At 60.6% G+C, this 22,338-nt stretch carries 21 protein-coding genes; 14 read left to right on the forward strand and 7 right to left on the reverse strand.

Annotated elements, in window-relative coordinates:
- Positions 1-61: 61 nt before the first annotated feature.
- From C5F70_RS26010 to C5F70_RS26025, 4 genes are all read right to left on the reverse strand, one after another.
- The gene (locus tag C5F70_RS26010; RefSeq protein ID WP_017845100.1) at positions 62-508 is read right to left on the reverse strand and encodes an NfeD family protein; all 447 of its coding nucleotides are present in this window, start codon (positions 506-508) and stop codon (positions 62-64) included.
- Between the two features lie 10 nt (positions 509-518).
- Positions 519-1,439 (reverse strand): SPFH domain-containing protein, encoded by a 921-nt coding sequence (locus C5F70_RS26015; protein WP_046381704.1) that lies wholly within the window; start codon positions 1,437-1,439, stop codon positions 519-521.
- A gap of 77 nt (positions 1,440-1,516) precedes the next feature.
- Positions 1,517-3,199, reverse strand: coding sequence for a GspE/PulE family protein (locus tag C5F70_RS26020; RefSeq protein ID WP_104904274.1), 1,683 nt, complete (start codon positions 3,197-3,199; stop codon positions 1,517-1,519).
- An 80-nt stretch (positions 3,200-3,279) separates the two neighbouring features.
- Positions 3,280-3,618 (reverse strand): hypothetical protein, encoded by a 339-nt coding sequence (locus tag C5F70_RS26025; protein WP_017845097.1) that lies wholly within the window; start codon positions 3,616-3,618, stop codon positions 3,280-3,282.
- Between the two features lie 127 nt (positions 3,619-3,745).
- Between C5F70_RS26025 and C5F70_RS26030 the strand changes: the two genes are divergently transcribed.
- Complete coding sequence (locus C5F70_RS26030) at positions 3,746-4,216, forward strand: Lrp/AsnC family transcriptional regulator (protein WP_046381706.1); 471 nt, start codon at positions 3,746-3,748, stop codon at positions 4,214-4,216.
- A gap of 85 nt (positions 4,217-4,301) precedes the next feature.
- On the opposite strand, the gene C5F70_RS26035 is transcribed toward C5F70_RS26030, so the two are convergent.
- On the reverse strand, positions 4,302-5,669 hold the full coding sequence (locus C5F70_RS26035; RefSeq protein WP_017845095.1) for an inorganic triphosphatase: 1,368 nt from the start codon (positions 5,667-5,669) through the stop codon (positions 4,302-4,304).
- A gap of 158 nt (positions 5,670-5,827) precedes the next feature.
- Here C5F70_RS26035 and argE point away from each other — a divergent pair, with 158 nt between their 5' ends.
- From argE to C5F70_RS26085, 10 genes are all read left to right on the forward strand, one after another.
- A complete protein-coding gene (argE, locus tag C5F70_RS26040) occupies positions 5,828-6,976 on the forward strand; it encodes an acetylornithine deacetylase (protein ID WP_046488840.1) in 1,149 nt (382 codons plus the stop codon).
- 133 nt (positions 6,977-7,109) lie between these two features.
- Complete coding sequence (argA, locus tag C5F70_RS26045) at positions 7,110-8,408, forward strand: amino-acid N-acetyltransferase (protein ID WP_104904275.1); 1,299 nt, start codon at positions 7,110-7,112, stop codon at positions 8,406-8,408.
- Between the two features lie 734 nt (positions 8,409-9,142).
- Positions 9,143-10,468: an OprD family porin gene (locus C5F70_RS26050; RefSeq protein ID WP_046487893.1), complete on the forward strand. Its 1,326-nt coding sequence runs from the start codon at positions 9,143-9,145 to the stop codon at positions 10,466-10,468.
- Between the two features lie 276 nt (positions 10,469-10,744).
- On the forward strand, positions 10,745-11,383 hold the full coding sequence (locus C5F70_RS26055) for a peroxiredoxin (RefSeq protein ID WP_017845091.1): 639 nt from the start codon (positions 10,745-10,747) through the stop codon (positions 11,381-11,383).
- A gap of 318 nt (positions 11,384-11,701) precedes the next feature.
- Complete coding sequence (ssuE, locus tag C5F70_RS26060) at positions 11,702-12,295, forward strand: NADPH-dependent FMN reductase (protein ID WP_017845090.1); 594 nt, start codon at positions 11,702-11,704, stop codon at positions 12,293-12,295.
- 93 nt (positions 12,296-12,388) lie between these two features.
- Complete coding sequence (locus C5F70_RS26065; protein ID WP_104904276.1) at positions 12,389-13,357, forward strand: sulfonate ABC transporter substrate-binding protein; 969 nt, start codon at positions 12,389-12,391, stop codon at positions 13,355-13,357.
- 25 nt (positions 13,358-13,382) lie between these two features.
- On the forward strand, positions 13,383-14,531 hold the full coding sequence (ssuD, locus tag C5F70_RS26070) for an FMNH2-dependent alkanesulfonate monooxygenase (protein WP_057003983.1): 1,149 nt from the start codon (positions 13,383-13,385) through the stop codon (positions 14,529-14,531).
- A gap of 9 nt (positions 14,532-14,540) precedes the next feature.
- Positions 14,541-15,329, forward strand: coding sequence for an aliphatic sulfonate ABC transporter permease SsuC (gene ssuC, locus C5F70_RS26075; RefSeq protein WP_046381713.1), 789 nt, complete (start codon positions 14,541-14,543; stop codon positions 15,327-15,329).
- The gene (ssuB, locus tag C5F70_RS26080) at positions 15,326-16,132 is read left to right on the forward strand and encodes an aliphatic sulfonates ABC transporter ATP-binding protein (protein WP_104904277.1); all 807 of its coding nucleotides are present in this window, start codon (positions 15,326-15,328) and stop codon (positions 16,130-16,132) included. The genes ssuC and ssuB overlap by 4 nt, the downstream gene beginning before the upstream one ends.
- 28 nt (positions 16,133-16,160) lie before the next feature.
- On the forward strand, positions 16,161-16,376 hold the full coding sequence (locus C5F70_RS26085) for a molybdopterin-binding protein (RefSeq protein ID WP_017845085.1): 216 nt from the start codon (positions 16,161-16,163) through the stop codon (positions 16,374-16,376).
- Between the two features lie 122 nt (positions 16,377-16,498).
- Here the strand turns inward: C5F70_RS26085 and C5F70_RS26090 are convergent, their stop codons facing one another.
- Positions 16,499-17,140: a TetR/AcrR family transcriptional regulator gene (locus tag C5F70_RS26090; protein ID WP_046381715.1), complete on the reverse strand. Its 642-nt coding sequence runs from the start codon at positions 17,138-17,140 to the stop codon at positions 16,499-16,501.
- A gap of 232 nt (positions 17,141-17,372) precedes the next feature.
- Complete coding sequence (locus C5F70_RS26095) at positions 17,373-18,749, reverse strand: glutamine synthetase family protein (protein ID WP_026139798.1); 1,377 nt, start codon at positions 18,747-18,749, stop codon at positions 17,373-17,375.
- Positions 18,750-19,027: 278 nt separating this feature from the next.
- Here C5F70_RS26095 and C5F70_RS30705 point away from each other — a divergent pair, with 278 nt between their 5' ends.
- The 3 genes from C5F70_RS30705 to C5F70_RS26105 all read left to right on the forward strand — a co-directional run bounded on the left by C5F70_RS30705 (position 19,028) and on the right by C5F70_RS26105 (position 22,200).
- Positions 19,028-19,300 carry a glutamine amidotransferase gene (locus C5F70_RS30705; protein ID WP_128192375.1) on the forward strand — a complete coding sequence of 91 codons (273 nt, stop codon included), beginning with the start codon at positions 19,028-19,030 and terminating at the stop codon, positions 19,298-19,300.
- Between the two features lie 118 nt (positions 19,301-19,418).
- Positions 19,419-20,777, forward strand: coding sequence for a glutamine synthetase family protein (locus C5F70_RS26100; protein ID WP_017845082.1), 1,359 nt, complete (start codon positions 19,419-19,421; stop codon positions 20,775-20,777).
- 58 nt (positions 20,778-20,835) lie between these two features.
- Entirely contained in the window at positions 20,836-22,200 is a 1,365-nt protein-coding gene (locus tag C5F70_RS26105) for an aspartate aminotransferase family protein (protein ID WP_017845081.1), read from the forward strand.
- The last annotated feature ends 138 nt before the right edge of the window (positions 22,201-22,338 follow it).

Raw genomic sequence — 22,338 nt, forward strand, 5'->3', positions numbered from 1 at the left:
ACTCCGGGTGGGTTATCTGTACTCTATGATTCTAGTTAGCCCAATCGAGTTCCATCACTGACTAAACAGTTTCAACCTGCAAAACCGTCCCCTCCTGTGCAACCACGCATACATGAGCGCCTACGGGGGTGTCCGGGCCGGTTACGATCCACACGCCATCACCGACTTTTATCTTGCCGCGACCATCCACAATCGCCTGATGCACGACAAACGTGTGGCCGATCAACTCTGAACCGCGCTCATTGAGCCCCGGTTGGTCGCTGGCCTTGGCGCTGCTGCGCTGGCGTTTCCACCAGTACACCGCCGTCAATATCGACAACACGGCGAACAGCAGCAGTTGCCATTCCAGCCCGAGCGGCGGTACCAGGAACTTGATCACGCCCACGGCGGCCGCGGCGATCCCCATCCACAACAGGTAGCCGCCGGCGCCGAATACTTCAAGAATCAGCAGCACCGTGCCCAGTGCCAGCCAGTCCCAAAACGAAAGATGCTGCAGGAAATCCCACATGGCGATGGCCTCAGCCTTTCTTGTTGTCGAAAGTCGCTTTGACGATTTCGCCGATACCGCCGACAGCGCCGATCACCTGGCTGGCTTCCAGCGGCATGAGGATCACCTTGCTGTTGTTGGCCGAGGCCAGTTTGCCCAGCGCGTCGATGTATTTCTGGGCGACGAAGTAGTTGATGGCCTGCACGTTACCGGTGGCGATCGCTTCGGACACTACCTGGGTGGCGCGGGCCTCAGCCTCGGCTTGACGTTCGCGGGCTTCGGACTCCAGGAACGCGGCTTGGCGTCCGCCTTCGGCTTCGAGGATCTGCGCCTGCTTCTTGCCTTCGGCGGTCAGGATCGCCGATGCCCGCAGGCCCTCGGCTTCGAGGATCTGTGCGCGCTTGATCCGCTCGGCTTTCATCTGGCCCGACATGGCGGCCATCAGGTCGGCGGGTGGGCTGATGTCCTTGATCTCGATCCGGGTGATCTTGATGCCCCACGGCGCCGTGGCTTCGTCGACGGTGCGCAGCAGTTTTTCGTTGATGCCGTCACGTTGGCTGAGCATCGCATCCAGTTCCATGGAACCGAGTACGGTACGGATATTGGTCTGCAACAGGTTGCGGATGGCGTGTTCGAGGTTGTTCACCTCATAGGCGGCCTGGGCGGTGTTGACCACCTGGAAGAAGCACACGGCGTCGATCTGCACGGTGGCGTTGTCGGCGGTGATCACTTCCTGGGGCGGGATATCCAGCACGCTTTCCATCACGTTGATCTTGCGACCGATGCGGTCCATGACCGGGATGATGATGTTGAGGCCGGGCTTGAGCGTGTTGGTGTAGCGGCCGAAGCGCTCGACCGTCCACTGATAGCCCTGGGGCACCACTTTGAAGCCCATGAACAGGATGGCGATGGCCAATCCCACGAAAAGAAGCAGTACGGTTCCGATCTGCATAGCGATTCCCTATCTGAAGATGTCAGTGAAACGACGTTCGGCCGATTGTAACGGGGTTGTCTGCGATAAGAAGGGTTTCACCGCCCGACAGCCAACGGATTTGTTTCTGAATCCCCAGGCGTGGCGCGCAAGATTTCCGCCAGGCTGGTCAACCCGGCTTCGACCTTGTGCATGCCGGCCATTCGCAGGCTGCACATCCCTTGCTGGAGCGCCGCCCGGCGCAAGGCCTGCACGTCGGTGCCGGGGGTGATCAGCGACTTGAGCGCGTCGTCCAGCACCATGATTTCGTAGACCCCGGCGCGCCCGCGATAACCGCTGTCACGGCACTCCGCGCACCCGATGGCTTCAGTGTCGTTGCTGCTGGTTGTGCGTTTGCAGCGTGGGCACAAGAGCCGCACCAAGCGCTGCGCCATCACTCCCAGTAGTGTGGCCTTGATCAAATAATAAGCAATGCCCAGTTCCTGCAATCGGCTGATCGCACTCGGCGCATCGTTGGTGTGCAGGGTCGACAGCACCAGATGCCCGGTCAGCGCGGCCTGGATCGCCATCTCGGCGGTTTCCTGGTCGCGGATCTCGCCGATCATGATGATGTCCGGGTCTTGGCGCAGCAGTGCGCGGATGCCGCTGGCGAAGCTCAGGTCGATATTGTGCTGCACCTGCATCTGGTTGAATGCCGGCTCGACCATCTCGATCGGGTCTTCCACCGTACACAGGTTGACCTCGCGGCTCGCCAGGCGCTTGAGGGTGGTGTAGAGGGTGCTGGTCTTGCCGGAGCCGGTAGGGCCGGTGACCAGGATGATGCCGTGGCTCTGGCGGGTCAGGCTGTGCCAGCGCTGCTGGTCCTGGGCCGACAGGCCAAGCTGGTCGAAGTCCTTGAGCAGGACCTGGGGGTCGAAAATCCGCATCACCAGTTTCTCGCCGAACGCCGTGGGCAAGGTTGAAAGGCGCAATTCCACTTCCGCGCCCGCCGGGCTTTTGGTCTTGACCCGCCCGTCCTGCGGTTTGCGTTTTTCTGCCACGTTCATCCGGCCCAGGCTTTTCAGGCGGCTGACCACCGCCATCGTGACCTGGGGCGGAAACTGGTAGACGTCATGCAGCAGCCCGTCGATGCGAAAACGCACGCGGCCCTGCTCGCGACATGGCTCGATATGGATATCGCTGGCCCGCTGGCCGAACGCGTACTGCAACAGCCAGTCGACGATATTGACGATATGCGCGTCGTTGGCGTCCGGCGCCTGGTCGCCGGCGCCGAGGTTGAGCAACTCGAAATGTGCCGGCGCGGGCGTTGTTTGATCGGCGCCGCTGACGGACTTCGCCAGGCGATAAAACTCGCCGATGCAGCGCTGGATGGCCTGTGGGTTGGCGACCACGCGTTTGATCGAACGCTTGAGCACCTGCGCCAGCCCGGCTTCCCAGGCAGTGACGTAAGGCTCGGCACTGGCGACCGTGACGCTCTGTGCATCCACGGCCACCGCAAGAATGCCGTGGCGCTGGGCGAAGGCGTGGGACATCAGCGGCACCACCGTCGCCACATCGATCTTCAGCGGGTCGATACGCAGGTAAGGCTGCCCGCTGTGCCGCGCCAGCCATTGCGTCAGGGTTTCCAGGCAAGGCCCCTGGGCCGCGATGCATTCCAGGGGATGCTGAGTGTGGCTGGCCGGCAGCGTCGACAAGCGCCGGGCCACATCGAGGGTGATCACGCCCTGCTCGACCAGGGCCGGTAACAACGGGGGCAATTCCAATCGCTGATCAACAGGCATTGAGGTTTTCCTGGGGCGCCGGGTGTATTCCCAGGCTAGTCAGCCCCTGACCCGCTGCCTTGCGCGTGTATTGCAGGCTTTTACTGGGCGCCGGCCGCCAGCGCCTGAGGCCGCACAGAATCAGCCGACCACATCTCCAGCGAGCACACGCTGATCAGGTTTCGAATCTTTTCACCGATCACCTGGGCACGGTGCCAGCTCACGCCATCCATCACGATATCCACGGTCAGCACATCGTCCTGGCGATTCACACTGACCTGGCGCGGCGTCAGGAACTGCAGCGCGAAATAGTTGAGCACCCGGCACAGCACATCGGGTTCGGCCTCGGCGACGATCTGGTAATGGGCCTGGCAATGGGCACTGTCGACGGCCCACGCGTCGACGCGGGTGACAGGGCAGGTGGTTTCGACGGCGTGCATGCGGACTCTCCAGATTCGATTGGAGAAATTCTTACATTCGCGAAAGGAGATTTCTTATCTAAGATGAGCCTGATTCGTCGATAGATGCACAAATCAATTCAAGACAACCCGTATTAAAGGTATTTCTATGCGCAGCGAGCTGGACGTCTACGATCGCCGTATCCTGGCCCTGCTGCAGGAGGACGCCTCGCTCTCCAGCGCGCAGATCGCCGAGCAGGTCGGCCTGTCTCAATCGCCATGCTGGCGGCGTATCCAACGGCTGAAGGACGAGGGCGTGATCCGCAGCCAGGTCACGCTGCTGGACCGCAAGAAGATCGGCCTCAATACGCAGATTTTTGCCGAGGTCAAACTCAATGCCCACGGGCGCTCCAACTTCACCGAGTTCACCGAGGCGATCCGCGGTTTTCCGGAAGTGTTGGAGTGTTATGTGTTGATGGGGGCGGTGGATTTTCTGCTGCGCATTGTCACGTCGGACATCGAGGCTTACGAGCGGTTTTTCTTCGAGAAGTTGTCGATGGTGCCGGGGATTCAGGAGGTCAATTCGATCGTGGCGTTGTCGGAGATCAAGTCCACCACTAGCTTGCCAGTATTGGGCTGACAGGGCTGGCCTCATCGGGGGCAAGCCCCCTCCCACATTTGGAATGCATTGCAAATGTGGGAGGGGGTTGCTTTCGAAAGCGGGGTCACAGACGCAGCAGGGTCTTCCAGGCACGGTTCTGATACACCGCGATCGCCTGATGCATGCGCGCATCCAGCGATTCATCGGTGATCGGCTGGTTGGCCAGTTGCGCCAGCTTGTTCAGCTCACCGTACAGGCGGTCGAGTTCCGCAATGTCCACCACCTGGCGTGCGTGGTGCAGCCAGGCCTGGATGCGCTCGATGCGCGGCAGTTGCTCGGCGAGGTCTTCCGGTTGCTGCTGATAGCGCGGCAGTTGCAGGGCGACGGCGTCTTCGGCCAGCAGGCGTGGCAACCAGTTGGTGATTTGCGCGGCGCCCTGACGGTTACCGCGCACGTTGCGGTCGGCGGTCCAGGTGCGGTTCAGCAGCCAGCGGGAGGTGTTCAGCGAGAACAGGCCCCAGCGCACGTCGGTCAATTCTTCGGCGAATTGCTCCGGCGCGGCTTTGCGAATGTCTTCATCGTCGTCACCGGCCTGGACCAGCGGGCGCCAGTCTTCCAGCAGGGCATCGAGTGCGCTGCGCAGTTCGCTGGTGGATTGACGCGGCGCGGCCTGGCCGAGGCTGCCGAGCAGGGCGCGCAGTTCGCCGAGGTTGTCGACCCAGTCCTGCAACAGGCGCCAGTGGCCATTGAAACGGTATTGCTCGGCCAGGCGCTGGCTGCTGCCCAGCAGGTGCCACATGATCGCGGCGAAGGCGTCGTCCAACGGCATTTCGGCGTGCAGTTGCGGCGCCGGCAGGCTCAGGGAGTAGCTGCTGGCGTCATACAGGCGATAGCCGCGTTCGGCCTTGCTGATGTCGCATGGCATCAGTGCCAGGGTGGCGGCCAGTTCGGCGGCCAGTTCCAGCAGGGCGGCCGGTTCGCCTTCGCGCAGTTCCAGTTCCAGTTCGCAGATTTCTTCTTTCTGCTTGCCGGCCACTACATGGCCCAGGTCCAGTGCGGCTTCGATCACCACTTTGGCTTTGCCCCGGCCCCAGGCGATTTCGGCGCGTTCGCGCACGAAGTCGGTGGTGAAGATCGGCTTGAGGGTCTTTTTGTCCAGCTCGGCGAGTTCCTCGGGCCAGCATTCGCCGTCGAGTTTCTTCACGTCGAGCTTGGCTTTGGGCAATTCCCAGTTGTATTCGTTACGTTCCGACAAGCCGGCGACGCTTTGGCCGCGGGTCTTGAGGGTCTGGATAATGTCGTCACCGTCCTTGCGCAAACGCAGGGCGACTTTGGCCTTGGCCAGGTCGCGCTCGGGGGTGTCGAAGTACTGGTTCATCAACTCACGGCGTTCCCAGCCACTTTTGTTGCGTTTTTTCAGTAGCGGGTGCTCACGCAGCGCGGCGAGTGTTTCGCGGCTGACGCGGAGCTTGATTTCGGTTTCTTTCTGCATGGCCGGAAAATCCAGGATCGGGAGCGCAGCCGGGAAAAAGAGTGGCTGCCAAGGTCGTGCAGTGTACAGGACTGAGCCCGGCAACGCGCCGCAACGGTTTATTGTGTCGTGCAGATGCCTCTATAGTGAGGTTCATCCGGGAAGTAGGGAGACCGCGCATGCCGTTACCGTCCATGAAAGAGCAATTCGCCGCCTTGATTGCCACACCGTCGGTCAGTTGCACCCAAGCGTCTCTCGACCAGAGCAACCGCCCGGTGATCGACCTGCTCGCCGGCTGGCTGGGCGATCTGGGCTTCGCCATCGACATCCAGCCCGTCAGCCCCGGCAAGTTCAACCTGCTCGCCAGTTTCGGCACGGGCCCCGGCGGCCTGGTGTTGGCCGGTCATAGCGATACCGTGCCGTATGACGCCGCGCTGTGGAAGACCGACCCGCTCAAGCTGACGGAAGTCGACGGTCGTTGGGTAGGATTGGGCAGCTGCGACATGAAGGGGTTTTTCGCGCTGGCCATCGAAGCGGTGTTGCCGCTGCTCGACCAACCGTTCAAGCAGCCGTTGCTGATCCTTGCCACCTGCGATGAAGAAAGCTCGATGTCCGGCGCCCGTGCATTGGCGGCGGCTGGGCGTCCGCTGGGGCGTGCGGCGGTGATCGGCGAGCCGACGGGCCTCAAGCCGATCCGCCTGCACAAAGGTGTGATGATGGAGCGCATCGACATCCTCGGCCGCAGCGGTCATTCGTCGGACCCGCGCCTGGGCCACAGCGCGCTGGAAGCCATGCACGACGCCATCGGCGAACTGCGCGGCCTGCGCCTGGCCTGGCAGCGCGAGTACCGCAACCCGCAGTTCAGCGTGCCGCAACCGACCCTGAATTTCGGTTGCATCCACGGCGGCGATAACCCCAACCGCATCTGCGGCCAGTGTTCCCTGGAGTTCGACCTGCGGCCCTTGCCCGGCATGGACCCGCAGGTGCTGCGCGCGGCGATCCGGCAGAAACTCGAACCAGTGGCCGAGCGCCATAAGGTGAAGATCGACTATGCGCCGCTGTTCGCCGAAGTGCCGCCGTTCGAGCAGGCCGAAGACGCAGAGCTGGTGCGGGTCGCCGAACGATTGACCGGTCATCGCGCCGAAGCAGTAGCGTTCGGCACCGAAGCGCCTTATCTTCAGCGCCTTGGTTGTGAAACCCTGGTGCTTGGCCCTGGCGATATTGCCTGCGCCCACCAGCCGGGCGAGTACCTCGAAATGTCACGCTTGACGCCTACAGTGCGTCTATTGCGGGAACTGATCGAACATTACTGCCTGACACCTGCATAAATTAATCCCTGCCCATGCGTACATAAGGAGAGCGAGCGTGTTGCCAAGCCTGTTCCGACGATAACCATCAGCCTGCTGTGCGTTTTCACGACTCATCCTTTTTCGGCTGCTTTTTATTACAGGCCCAGGTTCCATGCCCGACTACGTCAATTGGCTTCGTCACGCTTCGCCCTACATCAACGCCCACCGCGACTGCACCTTTGTGGTCATGCTGCCCGGCGACGGTGTGGATCATCCGAACTTCGGCAATATCGTCCACGACCTGGTGCTGCTCCACAGCCTGGGAGTGCGACTGGTGCTGGTCCACGGTTCGCGCCCACAGATTGAAGCGCGCCTTGAAGCGCGCGGGCTCGACCCGGTTTACCACAACGGCCTGCGCATCACCGATGCCGCCACGCTGGAGTGTGTGATCGATGCGGTCGGCCATCTGCGCATCGCCATTGAAGCGCGCCTGTCGATGGACATGGCCTCGTCGCCGATGCAGGGCTCGCGCTTGCGCGTGGCCAGCGGCAACCTGGTGACGGCACGCCCGATCGGCGTGCTCGAAGGCGTGGACTTCCACCACACCGGCGAAGTGCGTCGGGTCGACCGCAAAGGCATCAATCGTCTGCTGGACGAGCGCTCCATCGTGCTGCTGTCGCCCCTGGGATATTCGCCCACCGGCGAGATCTTCAACCTGGCCTGCGAAGACGTCGCCACCCGCGCCGCCATCGACCTGGCCGCCGATAAGTTGCTGCTGTTCGGTGCCGATCCTGGCCTGATCGATGAAAATGGCCGCCTGGTGCGTGAACTGCGCCCGCAACAAGTGCCGGCGCACCTGCAACGCCTGGGAAGCAACTACCAGGCTGAATTGCTCGATGCGGCTGCCGAAGCTTGCCGGGGCGGGGTAGGCCGCAGCCATATCGTCAGCTATGTCGAAGACGGTGCGCTGCTCACCGAACTGTTCACCCGTGATGGCGGCGGTACGCTGGTGGCCCAGGAACAATTCGAGCTGGTGCGCGAGGCGGCGATCGAAGACGTCGGCGGCTTGCTCGACCTGATCAGCCCGCTGGAAGAGCAGGGCATCCTGGTACGCCGTTCGCGGGAAGTACTGGAGCGTGAGATCGAGCAGTTCAGCGTGGTCGAACGCGAAGGCATGATCATCGCCTGCGCGGCGCTGTATCAGATCGCCGATTCGGACGCGGGGGAGCTGGCGTGCCTGGCAGTCAACCCGGAGTATCGCCACGGCAGGCGCGGCGATGAACTGCTCGAGCGCATCGAGGCGCGCGCCCGGGCGCAGGGGTTGAAGACCCTGTTCGTGCTCACCACGCGCACGGCGCACTGGTTCCGCGAGCGCGGCTTTGTGCCCAGCAGCGTGGATCGCCTGCCTTCGGCGCGGGCATCGCTGTACAACTATCAGCGTAACTCGAAGATTTTCGAGAAGGCCCTGTAACACCCCGCCCTCCCAGCCTCTGAGCTGGTTTGCCTGCGATGCAGGCCTCGGTCGTTGCGTTAACCCGAGGTGATGCGTTCGCCGCCAAACCAGCTTGTCACTTCGAAGATCGGTACGTCCCACGGGCGAAGGGCGTAGCGATGACGTGGCCGATCAACCCCCGGGGTGCGTCATCGTGCCACCCGTGCCCCCTACTAAAGTTTAAGGATTCTTGATTTTGAGCCGATACGATCAAGGCGTAGAGGGATAAATTGCGCGAAGCTTTCGCTGCCAGACGGCTCGATCGGCGGCTCTCACGCCGGCATGAAATATTAGCGATACAAAAACTGTAACAAATTGACGGGAAGATGGGCGTTTGGCCATGATGACGTCGCTTTTTTGATCCTGGGTGACGTATATGACGGTGCGTTCAGCTAAAAAGATCTAAAAAGCGATCAAGAAATGCCTTTTAGAAATTAGCTTATGCAAAGGTTCGTCTATGCTGACGCGTCTTGTTTCATGCAGAGGCTTATTCCAAAAGCGTATGAAAAAGAATGAAATAATTCTTTTTGGGTGTATGAAAAATTCATTACCCTGCAGGGACCAAACAAACTGCGATTAGACGAAGGTAGTAGACACACAAGGTTACGATTGACTTGGTAGTCACTATCTGGCGCTAATCGCGCATCTGTGGATCTCGGGCGTTAGACCCAGGACCAAAGAAATACAAAAATTAGAAATGAGAGGAGCGGTACATGAAGAAGTCCACATTGGCGTTGGCTATAGCGTTGGCGGCAATCGCCCAGCAAGCTGCAGCAGCCGGTTTCATTGAAGACAGTAAGGCCAGTGTCAGCTCGCGTACCTTGTATTTCGATAACGATCAGCGTGATGGCGGTGCTGATCAACGCGAAACAGCCACCGGCCTGAAGTTCGATTACAAGTCCGGCTTCACTCAAGGTGTCGTTGGTTTTGGTATCGACGCCCAGGCATTGGTAGGTATTCACCTGGATGGTGGTCGGGGCCATCACCCAAACAACAACTCCTTCGTTCCAAGTGACTCCGATGGGTCTGCCGTAAGCAACTGGAGCAGTGCGAGTGCTAACGCCAAGGCCCGCTTCTCCAAGACTGAAGCACACCTGGGTGGTGCGCTGTCGCCGAACCTTCCAATCCTGATCGCCAGCGACGGTCGTTTGTTGCCGCAAACCTTTGAAGGCGGCACTGTCACTTCCAAAGAAATCGACAATGTGACCTTCAACGCCGGTCAACTCGAACATGCCACTGGTCGTGCTTCAACCAACAGCACTGGCCTGGCCGTCAACGGCGGTACCGAGGAAAGCAATAAGTTCCGTTTTGGTGGCGCTGATTGGAAGGTCACCAAAGACTTGACCCTGCAGTACTACTACGCAAACCTCGAAGACTACTATAAGCAGCACTTCCTGGGCCTGTTGCACGTATACCCGATCAGCGAAGGTCAGTCCTTCAAGACCGACCTGCGCTACTTCGACAGCAGTTCTGATGGCAAGAACGGTCAGGCCGGCTATCGCTTCAACAACAACGGTGGTTACGCGAAGAACGCCGGCGAGGTTGATAACAAGACCTGGAGCGCCATGTTCACCTACACCCTGGGTGGCAGCGCCGTTATGCTCGGTCACCAGCGTGTCAACGATGACGGTGGTTTCGTCTGGCTGAACCAGGGTAGCGTTGTGGATGGTAATGGTCGTAACGAAGGTGCCGGCGGGTCGAGCTTCTACCTGTTCACCGACAGCATGATCAACTCCTTCGTCCGCGCGGGTGAAAACACCACCTTCGGTCAGTACTCTTACGACTTCGCTGCACTGGGTGTTCCAGGTCTGCGAACCTCGATTGCCTACTTGCACGGCGACAACATCAAAGCCGTGGGCGGTGGCAGTGATCAGTCCGAGTGGGAACGCGATATGCGTATCGACTACACCATTCAGGCCGGCGCGCTCAAAGGTTTTGGCACCACTCTGCGGCACGGTGCGTACCGTGGCAGCGGCACTGGTATCCAGGACCAGGATCAGACACGCCTGATCTTCAGCTACTCCTACAGCTTCTTGTAAGGCTGGATAAGGAAAACCTCGCGTTACCGCGAGGTTTTTCTCACGTTCAATCAAGTCGGGCTCAACCCCCGCAAGCCCTTCCTGACCCCCTCTTTTTTACAGCGTCTCAAGGCCTTCTCGAACCTTGAAACGAATGTTGACTCTCGCCTGTTCCAAGGTCCAGTGAACACATTTTTAATATTCCTATATCGTCTAGATAAATCGATATTTATTCTTTTTAAATAATCCGTAATCCATGCACAGTGGGCTCCATAAGCACTCATCAGGAGCCACACCATGAGCCTAAGACTGGGCGACATCGCCCCCGACTTCGAACAGGATTCCAGCGCCGGCAAGATTCGTTTCCACGAGTGGCTGGGCGACAGCTGGGGTGTGCTGTTTTCCCACCCGGCGGACTTCACGCCGGTATGCACCACCGAGCTGGGCTTCACCGCCAAACTCAAGGACGAATTCGCCAAGCGTGGCGTCAAGGCCATCGCCCTGTCGGTAGACCCGGTGGACTCGCACCTCAAGTGGATCGAAGACATCAACGAAACCCAGAACACGCTCGTCAACTTCCCGATCCTGGCCGACGCCGACCGCAAGGTCTCGGACCTCTACGACCTGATCCACCCGAACGCCAGTGACACCCTCACCGTGCGTTCCTTGTTCGTGATCGACCCGCACAAGAAGATCCGCCTGACGATCACCTACCCGGCCAGCACCGGGCGCAACTTCCACGAAATCCTGCGGGTTATCGACTCGTTGCAACTGACCGACAACTACAAAGTCGCCACGCCCGCCAACTGGCAGGACGGCGATGAGGTGGTGATCGTGCCGTCGCTCAAGGACGAGGAAGAAATCAAGAAACGCTTTCCCAAAGGGTATCGGGCGGTGAAGCCGTATCTGCGGCTGACACCGCAACCCAATCGCTGAATTACCTGTAGGCGCGAGCCTGCTCGCGAAGCATGCGCGGTTACTGCGGACATCCAGAAAGCCTGCGTCATCGTTGACGGTTTTCGCGAGCAGGCTCGCTCCTACAGATAGACGCTGTGTACTCACATGGCAGCGGTTTTGAGGCCGTTTCGACGGCCTTTTTTTCGCCTGGCGATTGATGGATGGTTTATTCTTTTAAGGAATAAACAAATGAAAAAATAAGATTTATAGATATATAAATCTGCTGATATGGTCTGTTCCATCTTGGCGCCATCGCCACACAGCGAACCGCCGACACTTGCTAAAGGAATTTCCTACATGCTGGTCGTAACACTTGGAGGCAGTCCCAGCCAGCGTTCCCGCTCCGGGGTCTTGCTGGATAAAACCCGTCAGTGGCTGCAACAGCAGGGCGTGGAAGTGGTGAGTTATCAGATACGGGACTTCCCGGCCGAAGACTTGCTGCATGCGCGCTTCGACAGCCCCAAAGTCATCGACTTGTTGCAACAAGTGGCGAATGCCGACGGCCTGGTGATCGCCACGCCGGTGTACAAGGCCTCGTTCTCGGGCGCGCTGAAAACCGTGCTCGACCTGCTGCCCGAACGCGCCCTGGCCCACAAGGTGGTATTGCCCATCGCCACCGGCGGCAGCATCGCCCACATGCTGGCGGTGGACTACGCATTGAAGCCGGTGCTGTCGGCGCTCAAAGCCCAGGAATTGCTCCACGGGATCTTTGCCGAAGACAGCCAGATCGCTTACGGCGAAGGCAGTGCCCAGGCGCAACTGGTGCCGGTCCTCGAACAACGCTTGAGCGAGGCCCTGGAAACCTTCTACGCCGCCATGGCCCGTCGCCCGAAACCGTTGGACCCGCATGTGTTGAATGAACGTTTGTTGAGTGCTCGCTGGAGCATTTAAGCCTTACCGATTCACGAAGTACTCACCTTACTCAGCCGCCAACGGCCAAGCAGGTGCAGCCAACCCCCCAATCGCATTTTTGGAGAGAGCGCCATGCTCACTGTCATCTTGCGTCGTGGTCTGGTCGCACTGTTTGCTGCGGCTGTGTCCTTCGGCGCCATTGTTCAAGCCCACGCTGCCGAAACCCTGCGGATCGGCTATCAGAAATACGGCACCCTGGTGCTGCTCAAGGCCAAGGGCACCCTGGAAAAGCGCCTGGCCGCCGACGGTGTGCAGGTGCAGTGGACCGAGTTCCCGGGCGGCCCGCAATTGCTCGAAGGCCTGAATGTCGGCTCGATCGACTTCGGCGTCACTGGCGAAACCCCGCCGGTATTCGCCCAGGCCGCCGGTGCCGATCTGCTCTACGTGGCCTACGAACCGCCGGCGCCGACCAGTGAAGCGATCCTGCTGCCGAAGGACTCGCCGATCAAATCGGTGGCCGAGCTCAAGGGCAAGAAAGTCGTGCTCAACAAGGGCTCCAACGTTCACTACCTGCTGGTGCGGGCCCTGGAAGATGCCGGCCTGAAATACACCGACGTACAGACCGTGTTCCTGCCGCCCGCCGATGCGCGTGCCGCGTTCGAGCGTGGCAGCGTGGACGCCTGGGTCATCTGGGACCCGTACCAGGCCGCCGCCGAGAAACAACTGCAAGCCCGCACCTTGCGTGACGGCAGCGGGATTGCCGACAACCATCAGTTCTACCTGGCCACCAGGCCCTACGCCGAAAAACACCCCGAAGTGATCAAGGCGCTGGTGGAAGAAGTGCGCGCGGTGGGCGAGTGGTCCAAGGCCAACCCGCAGCAAGTCACCGAACAGGTCGCGCCGCTGCTCGGCCTGCCGGCGGACATCACCCTGACCTCGGTGAAACGCCAGGGCTATGGCGCGCTGTTCCTGACCCCGGCGGTGGTCGCCGCGCAGCAGAAGATTGCCGACAGCTTCTACCAACTCAAATTGATCCCCAAACCCTTGAGCATCAAGGACGTGATCTGGACGCCGCCCGCTGCAGTGGCCAACGCGCCGTAATCCGACTTCTTCAGGAGACAACTCCATGAGCCTCACTATTTTCTGGTTCCTGCCTACCCATGGCGACGGTCATTACCTTGGCACCGCCGAAGGCGCTCGCGCCGTCGACCACGGTTATCTGCAGCAAGTGGCCCAGGCGGCCGACCGCCTTGGCTTCGGCGGGGTGTTGATCCCCACCGGGCGTTCCTGCGAAGACTCGTGGCTGGTGGCCGCTTCGCTGATCCCGGTGACCCAGCGTCTGAAGTTCCTGGTCGCGCTGCGCCCCGGGATCATTTCGCCGACGGTGGCCGCGCGTCAGGCCGCGACCCTCGATCGCCTGTCCGGCGGCCGTGCGCTGTTCAACCTGGTGACCGGCGGTGACCCGGAAGAATTGGCCGGCGACGGTCTGTTCCTCAGTCACGAAGAACGCTACCAGGCCTCGGTGGAGTTCACCCGCATCTGGCGTCGTGTGCTGGAAGGCGAAACCGTGGATTACGACGGCGAACACATCAGCGTCAAAGGCGCCAAACTGCTTTACCCGCCGATCCAGCAACCGCGTCCGCCGCTGTACTTCGGCGGTTCCTCCGAAGCCGCGCAGGACCTGGCGGCCGAACAGGTGGACATGGTGCTGACCTGGGGCGAGCCACCGGCCGCGGTCGCGGAAAAGATCGAACAGGTGCGGGCCAAGGCCGCGAAGCTCGGGCGCACGGTGCGCTTCGGCATTCGTCTGCATGTGATCGTGCGCGAAACCAACGATGAAGCCTGGAAAGCCGCCGACAAACTGATCTCGCACCTGGACGACGACACCATCGCCCGCGCCCAGGCCTCGCTGGCGCGCTTTGATTCGGTCGGCCAGCAGCGCATGGCGGCCTTGCATGGCGGCAGCCGCGACAACCTCGAAGTCAGCCCCAACCTGTGGGCCGGCGTCGGCCTGGTGCGCGGCGGGGCCGGCACCGCGCTGGTGGGCGATGGCCCGACGGTTGCGGCGCGGGTCAAGGAATACGCGGCGCTGGGCATCGACACCTTTATCTTCTCCGGTTATCCACACCTGGAAGAATCGTATCGCGTCGCCGAGTTGCTGTTCCCGCACCTGGATATCGAACGCCCCGAGTTGCCGAAAAGTGCCGGCTACGTGAGCCCGTTCGGCGAGATGGTCGCCAACGACATCCTTCCCAAAGCGGCGTCACAGAGCTGAGGTGGCGCCATGAATGTGGAAAAACTGAGCCATCGCGTGGCGCCTTGGGTGCTGCCGGTGTTGCTGTTGGCGGTGTGGCAGTTGTCGGTGTCGGCGGGTTGGTTGTCGACGCGGATTCTGCCGGCGCCGAGCGCGGTGATCGAGGCCGGGGTCAACCTGGTACGCAGCGGTGAAATCTGGACGCACCTGGCCATCAGCGGCTGGCGCGCGGGCCTGGGTTTTGTGATCGGTGGCAGCATCGGTCTGGCCCTGGGCTTTATCACCGGCCTGTCGACGTGGGGCGAGCGCCTGCTGGACAGCTCGGTGCAGATGATCCGCAACGTGCCGCACCTGGCGCTGATCCCGCTGGTGATCCTGTGGTTCGGCATTGACGAGACCGCGAAGATTTTCCTGGTCGCCCTAGGCACGCTGTTCCCGATCTACCTCAACACCTACCACGGCATCCGCAACGTCGACCCGGCACTGGTGGAAATGGCCCGCAGCTACGGCTTGTCTGGCTTCAGCCTGTTCCGCCAGGTGATCCTGCCGGGCGCGCTGCCGTCGATCCTGGTGGGCGTGCGTTTTGCCCTGGGCTTTATGTGGCTGACGCTGATCGTGGCGGAAACCATTTCGGCCAGTTCCGGTATCGGTTACCTGGCGATGAACGCCCGTGAATTCCTGCAAACCGACGTGGTGGTGCTGGCCATCGTCATGTACGCGATTCTCGGCAAGCTGGCCGACCTCGCGGCGCGCGGCTTGGAGCGTGTGTGGCTGCGCTGGCATCCGGCTTATCAAGTGAATAAAGGAGGTGCGGCATGACCGCTCAACAACCTCCGCGCCTGCTGAAGGGGATTCCCCTGGCGGTGCGCAAATTGCGCAAGGCCTTTGGCGCGCGGGAAGTGCTCAAGGGCATCGACCTGCATATTCCGGCGGGCCAGTTCGTTGCCGTGGTCGGCCGCAGTGGCTGCGGCAAAAGTACCTTGCTGCGCCTGCTCGCCGGCCTCGACAAGGCCAGCAGCGGTGAGCTGCTGGCCGGCGCCGCGCCGCTTGGCGAGGCGATCGAAGACACGCGGTTGATGTTCCAGGAAGCGCGTCTGCTGCCGTGGAAAAAGATCATCGACAACGTCGGCCTCGGCCTCAAGGGCAACTGGCGTCCCAAGGCACTGGAAGCGCTCGAAGCGGTCGGCCTGGCCGAGCGTGCGAATGAGTGGCCGGCGGCCTTGTCCGGTGGCCAGAAGCAGCGTGTGGCCCTGGCGCGTGCGTTGATTCATCAGCCGCGTCTGTTGTTGCTCGATGAGCCGTTGGGCGCGCTGGATGCGTTGACCCGCATCGAGATGCAGCAACTGATCGAAAGCCTCTGGCAGAAGCATGGTTTCACCGTGTTGCTGGTAACCCACGACGTCAGCGAAGCCGTGGCCATTGCCGACCGGGTGATCCTGATCGAAGACGGCGAAATCGGCCTCGACCTGATCGTTGACCTGCCGCGTCCACGCGCCCGAGGCTCGCATCGCCTGGCCGCGCTCGAAGCGCAGGTGCTCAACCGTGTGCTGTCGCTGCCCGGCACCCCGCCGGAACCCGAACCCGTTTCACCGTTGCCTACGCAATTGCGGTGGGCGCAATAACTCACTTGTCCCACGAAGGAAAAACGACATGACTATCAAAGCCATCAACGTGCGTAACCAGTTCAAAGGCACCGTCAAGGAAATCGTCGAAGGCGACGTGCTCTCGGAAATCGACGTGCAGACCGCGTCCGGGATCGTGACGTCGGTGATCACCACCCGTTCGGTCAAGGAGTTGGAGCTGGTGATCGGCAGCGAGGTGATTGCCTTCGTCAAATCCACCGAGGTGTCGATCGCCAAGTTGTGATCACTTGAGGGCGCTATCGGGAGCAAGCTCCCTCCCACATTCGAACCGGTTTCTTCAGGAAAACTCGGTCACATGTGGGAGGGAGCTTGCTCCCGATGAGGCCCTGCCAGACAACACATCCATCAGACAGTGACGCCCCGCTTGGGCAAATACGCCGGCAGATAAAGCCCCACATACGCATCGAACACGCGCATGCCTTCCTCAGCCATGCGCGGCGTGATCAGCCCATGCTGATGCACCGAACGCGCATACACGCGATCACTCAATTCCAGCGCCAGCGCGAACACGTCCACATCGGCGGGCAGGGTCGGCACTTCGAAATGCCGGTTGAACACGGCCAGCATCAAGTCACCCAACTCCAGATCGTGCTGGCGGTCGGCCTGATTCACTTCGGTCAGCCCGTGCTGGGTCAGGATCAACTGGCGGGCGGCGGCGTCGTTGCTGTAGATGGTGAGCATGCGCTGTTCGACGATGTAAGACAGGTCGCGCCAATACTTGAGTGAATCATGCGCGATGGGCGCCTGGATTGCGGCGCGGAATGCCGCATGGACGTCGGCGGTCAACGCTTCCAGCAGCGCCGGCACGCTGGCGAAAAAGTGGTACACCGACGACGGCGGAATCTGTGCGCGCTCGGCCACGCTGTAGATCGACAAACCGGCCACGCCTTCGGACGCCAGCAACGTGCGGGCGGCGTCGAGGATCGCGTCGATCCGGGCCTGGCTGCGGGCGCGGGGTTTGCGAGGGGCGGCGGGGCGGGTGGTCATGGAAGTCTCCTACAAGGCAGCGGGCATTGTATGAGCAGGAGCCGGTGTTGTCTGCCAGGCCGCCATCGGGAGCAAGCTCCCTCCCACATTTGAACGAGTTTTCCTGAAGAAACCGGTTCGAGTGTGGGAGGGAGCTTGCTCCCGATGGCGGCCAACTCGGTCTACCAAAAGCAACCCATAAAAAAACGCCACAGACCAAAGGCCTGCGACGTTTTTTCAGTGCAACCAGCGCTTACACGGTATGCAGGTACCAGTTGTACTCAAGGTCGGAGATGGAGTGTTCGAACTCTTCCAGCTCACTTTCCTTACAGGCGACGAAGATATCGATGTATTTAGGATCGATGTACTTGGCCATCACCTCGCTGTCATCCAACTCGCGCAGGGCATCGCGCAGGTTGTTCGGCAGGCTTTGTTCGTTCTGCTCGTAGCTGTTGCCTTCCACTGGCGCGCCCGGTTCGATCTTGTTGGTCAGGCCGTGGTGTACGCCCGCCAGGACCGAAGCCATCAGCAGGTAGGGGTTGGCATCGGCACCGGCCACGCGGTGTTCGATACGCACGGAGTCGGCCGCGCCGGTCGGCACGCGGATCGCCACGGTGCGGTTGTCCAGGCCCCAGCACGGCGAGTTCGGCACGTAGAACTGTGCGCCGAAACGACGGTAGGAGTTGACGTTGGGGCACAGGAACGCCATCTGGGCGGGTAGGGTCTCCAGCACACCGCCGATCGCGTGACGCAATGCGGCGTTCTGCTCGGGATCCTCGCTGGCAAAGATGTTCTTGCCGTCCTTGTCCAGGATCGAAATGTGTACGTGCAAACCGTTGCCTGCCTGGCCTGGGTAAGGCTTGGCCATGAAGGTGGTGTCCATCTCATGGTCGTAGGCGATGTTCTTGATCAGGCGCTTGAGCAGTACCGCGTAGTCGCAGGCCTTGATCGGGTCGGCCACGTGGTGCAGGTTCACTTCGAACTGCGCCGGGGCACTTTCCTTGACGATGGCATCAGCCGGGATGCCTTGCTCTTTGGCACCTTCCAGGATGTCCTGGAGGCAGTCGACATATTCGTCGAGGTCGTCGATCAGGTAGACCTGTGTCGAGTGCGGGCGTTTGCCGGAGATCGGCGAGCGGGGCGGTTGTGGGCGGCCGTTCACGTTCTCCTGGTCGATCAGGTAGAACTCAAGCTCGAAGGCAGCGCAGATAGTCAGACCGAGGTCGTCGAATTTGCTTACAACCTGACGCAGTACTTCGCGCGGATCGGCGAAGAAAGGTTCACCTTCAATTTCGTGCATGGTCATCAGCAGTTGCGCGGTCGGGCGCTTTTGCCAAGGTTCATTGCACAGGGTGTCGGGGATTGGATAGCAGATTCGGTCAGCATCGCCGATGTCCAGGCCCAGGCCGGTGCTTTCCACCGTTGAGCCGTTGATATCCAGGGCAAATAAAGAGGCAGGCAAGTTAATGCCTTTCTCGTAAACCTTGTGGAGGCTGGTGCGTTCGATGCGCTTACCGCGCACCACACCATTCATATCCGCAATTAGAAGGTCTACGTACAGAACCTCAGGATGATCCTTAAGGAACGCGTTCGCTTCGTTAAGCTGAACGGCACGCGGGGGTACCGACATGATGCAACACCTTTGTTGTTAAAAATATCAATCATTGATCTTTTCAGGTTTCAGTCAACCCGAACGGCATGCCGAAGTCAAGCGAGGCCTTTTTTGCCCCAAAAAAGCGCCACGAGGGCTTTTTTGGGGCTTTTTGGGGCGGTTTTGCTCGGTTGCCCGGCTTGGGACTAGCAGGCTTGAGCGGGCCGTGTTGTATTTTTTACGGGGGTGTTGTGTAAAAAAATGAACAAGGCTAAGCTCGATTCAAACCCATAACAGCAATAATACCGGGGTGCTTCATGTCTGGCCTGCCGTTAATCGGCATCACCACCTGCGCGAAACAGGTCGGTCTGCATGCTTTTCAGATCCGTGTCGAATGTTGCGAACGCGCATTCCCATTGATGATTCCATCCCCGATAAGCCCCTTCGATCCGGCCATTATTCTTGACGGCCAGGACGCTGTTCGCGTGCCCCGTTCATTTTCTTGTACTCGCCCTTTTCATGACGCCGGTCCTGCCTTTTTTGCGGTTGCCGCTCATTATCCTGCACGGGAGGCAAGCCTTTTGCTTTAGGAGTGCAACGGCACCCCAAATGGCGGTTAAGCTCCCACTCTGATGAACCAGCGACGCCGATGCGTCAACCGACGCCTGACCTTTAATGAACGTCAGGAAACCCAGCCCAGAGGCATTTATGAGTAACAACCTCGACCAGCTCACCGATTGGTTGAAAGACCACAAGATCACAGAAGTCGAATGCATGATTGGCGACCTCACCGGTATCACCCGGGGCAAGATCTCGCCGACCAACAAGTTCATCGCCGAGAAAGGCATGCGCCTGCCCGAGAGCGTTCTGTTGCAGACCGTGACCGGCGACTATGTCGAAGACGACATCTATTACGAATTGCTCGACCCGGCCGACATCGACATGATCTGCCGCCCCGACCAGAACGCGGTGTTCCTGGTGCCGTGGGCCATCGAGCCTACCGCCCAGGTGATCCACGACACTTACGACAAGCAAGGCAACCCGATCGAGCTGTCGCCGCGCAACGTGCTCAAGAAAGTCCTCAAGCTCTACGCCGACAAAGGCTGGCAGCCGATCGTGGCGCCGGAGATGGAGTTCTACCTGACCAAGCGCTGCGAAGACCCGGACTTCCCGCTGCAACCGCCGATCGGCCGTTCCGGGCGCCCGGAAACCGGTCGGCAGTCGTTCTCTATAGAAGCGGCCAACGAATTCGACCCGCTGTTCGAGGACGTCTACGACTGGTGCGAACTGCAGGAGCTGGACCTCGACACCCTGATCCACGAGGACGGCACGGCGCAGATGGAAATCAACTTCCGTCACGGCGACGCGCTGTCCCTGGCCGACCAGATCCTGGTGTTCAAGCGCACCATGCGTGAAGCCGCGCTCAAGCACGACGTGGCCGCCACCTTCATGGCCAAGCCGATGACCGGCGAGCCCGGCAGCGCGATGCACCTGCACCAGAGCATCATCGACATCGCCACCGGCAAGAACGTCTTCTCCAATGAAGACGGGACCATGAGCCAACTGTTCCTCAACCACATTGGCGGCCTGCAGAAATTCATCCCCGAATTGCTGCCGCTGTTTGCCCCCAACGTGAACTCGTTCCGCCGCTTCCTGCCGGACACTTCGGCACCGGTGAACGTGGAGTGGGGCGAAGAAAACCGCACCGTCGGCCTGCGCGTACCGGATGCCGGCCCGCAGAACCGTCGCGTGGAAAACCGCCTGCCGGGCGCAGACGCCAACCCGTACCTGGCGATCGCCGCCAGCCTGTTGTGCGGCTACATCGGCATGGTCGAAGGGCACAACCCAAGCGCGCCGGTCGTCGGTCGTGGTTACGAGCGGCGCAACCTGCGCCTGCCGTTGACCATCGAAGACGCCCTGGAACGTATGGAAAACAGCAAGACCATCGAGAAATACCTGGGTCACAAATTCATCACTGGCTACGTCGCGGTCAAGCGGGCCGAGCATGAAAACTTCAAGCGCGTGATCAGTTCGTGGGAGCGGGAGTTCCTGCTCTTCGCCGTCTGATGCGCCGGGCGCGCCCGTTGAACGGCGCGCCCTCCACTGAAAAGTCTAGGAGATTGGTATGTCCAGCAACAACCCGCAAACCCGTGAATGGCAAGCCTTGAGCAGTGATCACCACCTGGCGCCGTTCAGCGACTTCAAGCAGTTGAAAGAGAAAGGCCCACGGATCATTACTAAAGCCCACGGTGTTTACTTGTGGGACAGCGAAGGCAACAAGATCCTCGACGGCATGGCCGGCCTGTGGTGCGTGGCGATCGGTTACGGTCGCGATGAACTGGCTGACGCCGCCGCCAAGCAGATGAAAGAACTGCCGTACTACAACCTGTTCTTCCAGACCGCCCACCCGCCGGTGCTGGAACTGGCCAAGGCGATCTCCGACGTTGCACCGGCCGGCATGAACCACGTGTTCTTCACCGGTTCCGGCTCCGAAGGCAACGACACCATGTTGCGCATGGTCCGCCACTATTGGGCGATCAAGGGCCAGCCGAACAAGAAAATCATCATCAGCCGCAAGAATGGCTACCACGGCTCCACCGTGGCCGGCGCCAGCCTCGGCGGTATGACTTATATGCATGAGCAGGGCGACTTGCCGATCCCGGGTATCGTCCACATCGCCCAGCCGTACTGGTTTGGCGAAGGCGGCGACATGAGCCCTGAAGAGTTCGGCGTGTGGGCCGCCAACCAGCTGGAAGCGAAGATTCTGGAACTGGGCGTGGACAACGTCGGCGCCTTCATTGCCGAGCCGATCCAGGGCGCCGGTGGCGTGATCGTGCCGCCGGACAGCTACTGGCCGCGCATCAAGGAAATCCTCGCCAAGTACGACATCCTGTTCGTCGCCGACGAGGTGATCTGCGGTTTCGGCCGTACCGGCGAGTGGTTCGGCAGCGATTTCTACGACCTCAAGCCGGACATGATGACCATCGCCAAGGGCCTGACCTCGGGCTACATCCCGATGGGTGGCCTGATCGTGCGCGACGAGGTGGTGGCGGTGCTGAATGAAGGCGGCGATTTCAACCACGGCTTCACCTACTCCGGTCACCCGGTGGCCGCGGCGGTCGCCCTGGAAAACATCCGCATCATGCGCGATGAACAAATTATTAAGCGTGTGCATGATGAAACGGCACCGTATTTGCAGAAACGTCTGAGGGAGCTGGCTGATCATCCGTTGGTGGGTGAAGTGCGTGGTGTCGGCATGCTCGGTGCGATTGAACTGGTTCAGGACAAAGCGACGCGCAAGCGTTACGAAGGCCGCGGTGTTGGCATGATCTGCCGAACCTTCTGCTTCGAGAATGGCCTGATCATGCGCGCCGTGGGTGACACCATGATCATTTCGCCGCCGCTGGTGATCAGCAAGACCGAAATCGACGAGCTGGTGACCAAGGCTCGTCATTGCCTGGACCTGACTTTGGCGGCATTGCAGGGCTAAGTGCTAGGCTCAGAACGCAGTGACTCTCGGGCGCTGCGTTCGGGCAGTTATAAAAGTGGGGGGTTAGTTGAAAGCCGGCCCCCTAACTTGCCAGACTGTAGTCCTGTTTTGCTGCCCTTCGACGGGCTGCCGAACAGC

This window comes from Pseudomonas sp. LH1G9 (genome assembly GCF_002949975.1).
Lineage (GTDB): Bacteria > Pseudomonadota > Gammaproteobacteria > Pseudomonadales > Pseudomonadaceae > Aquipseudomonas > Aquipseudomonas veronii.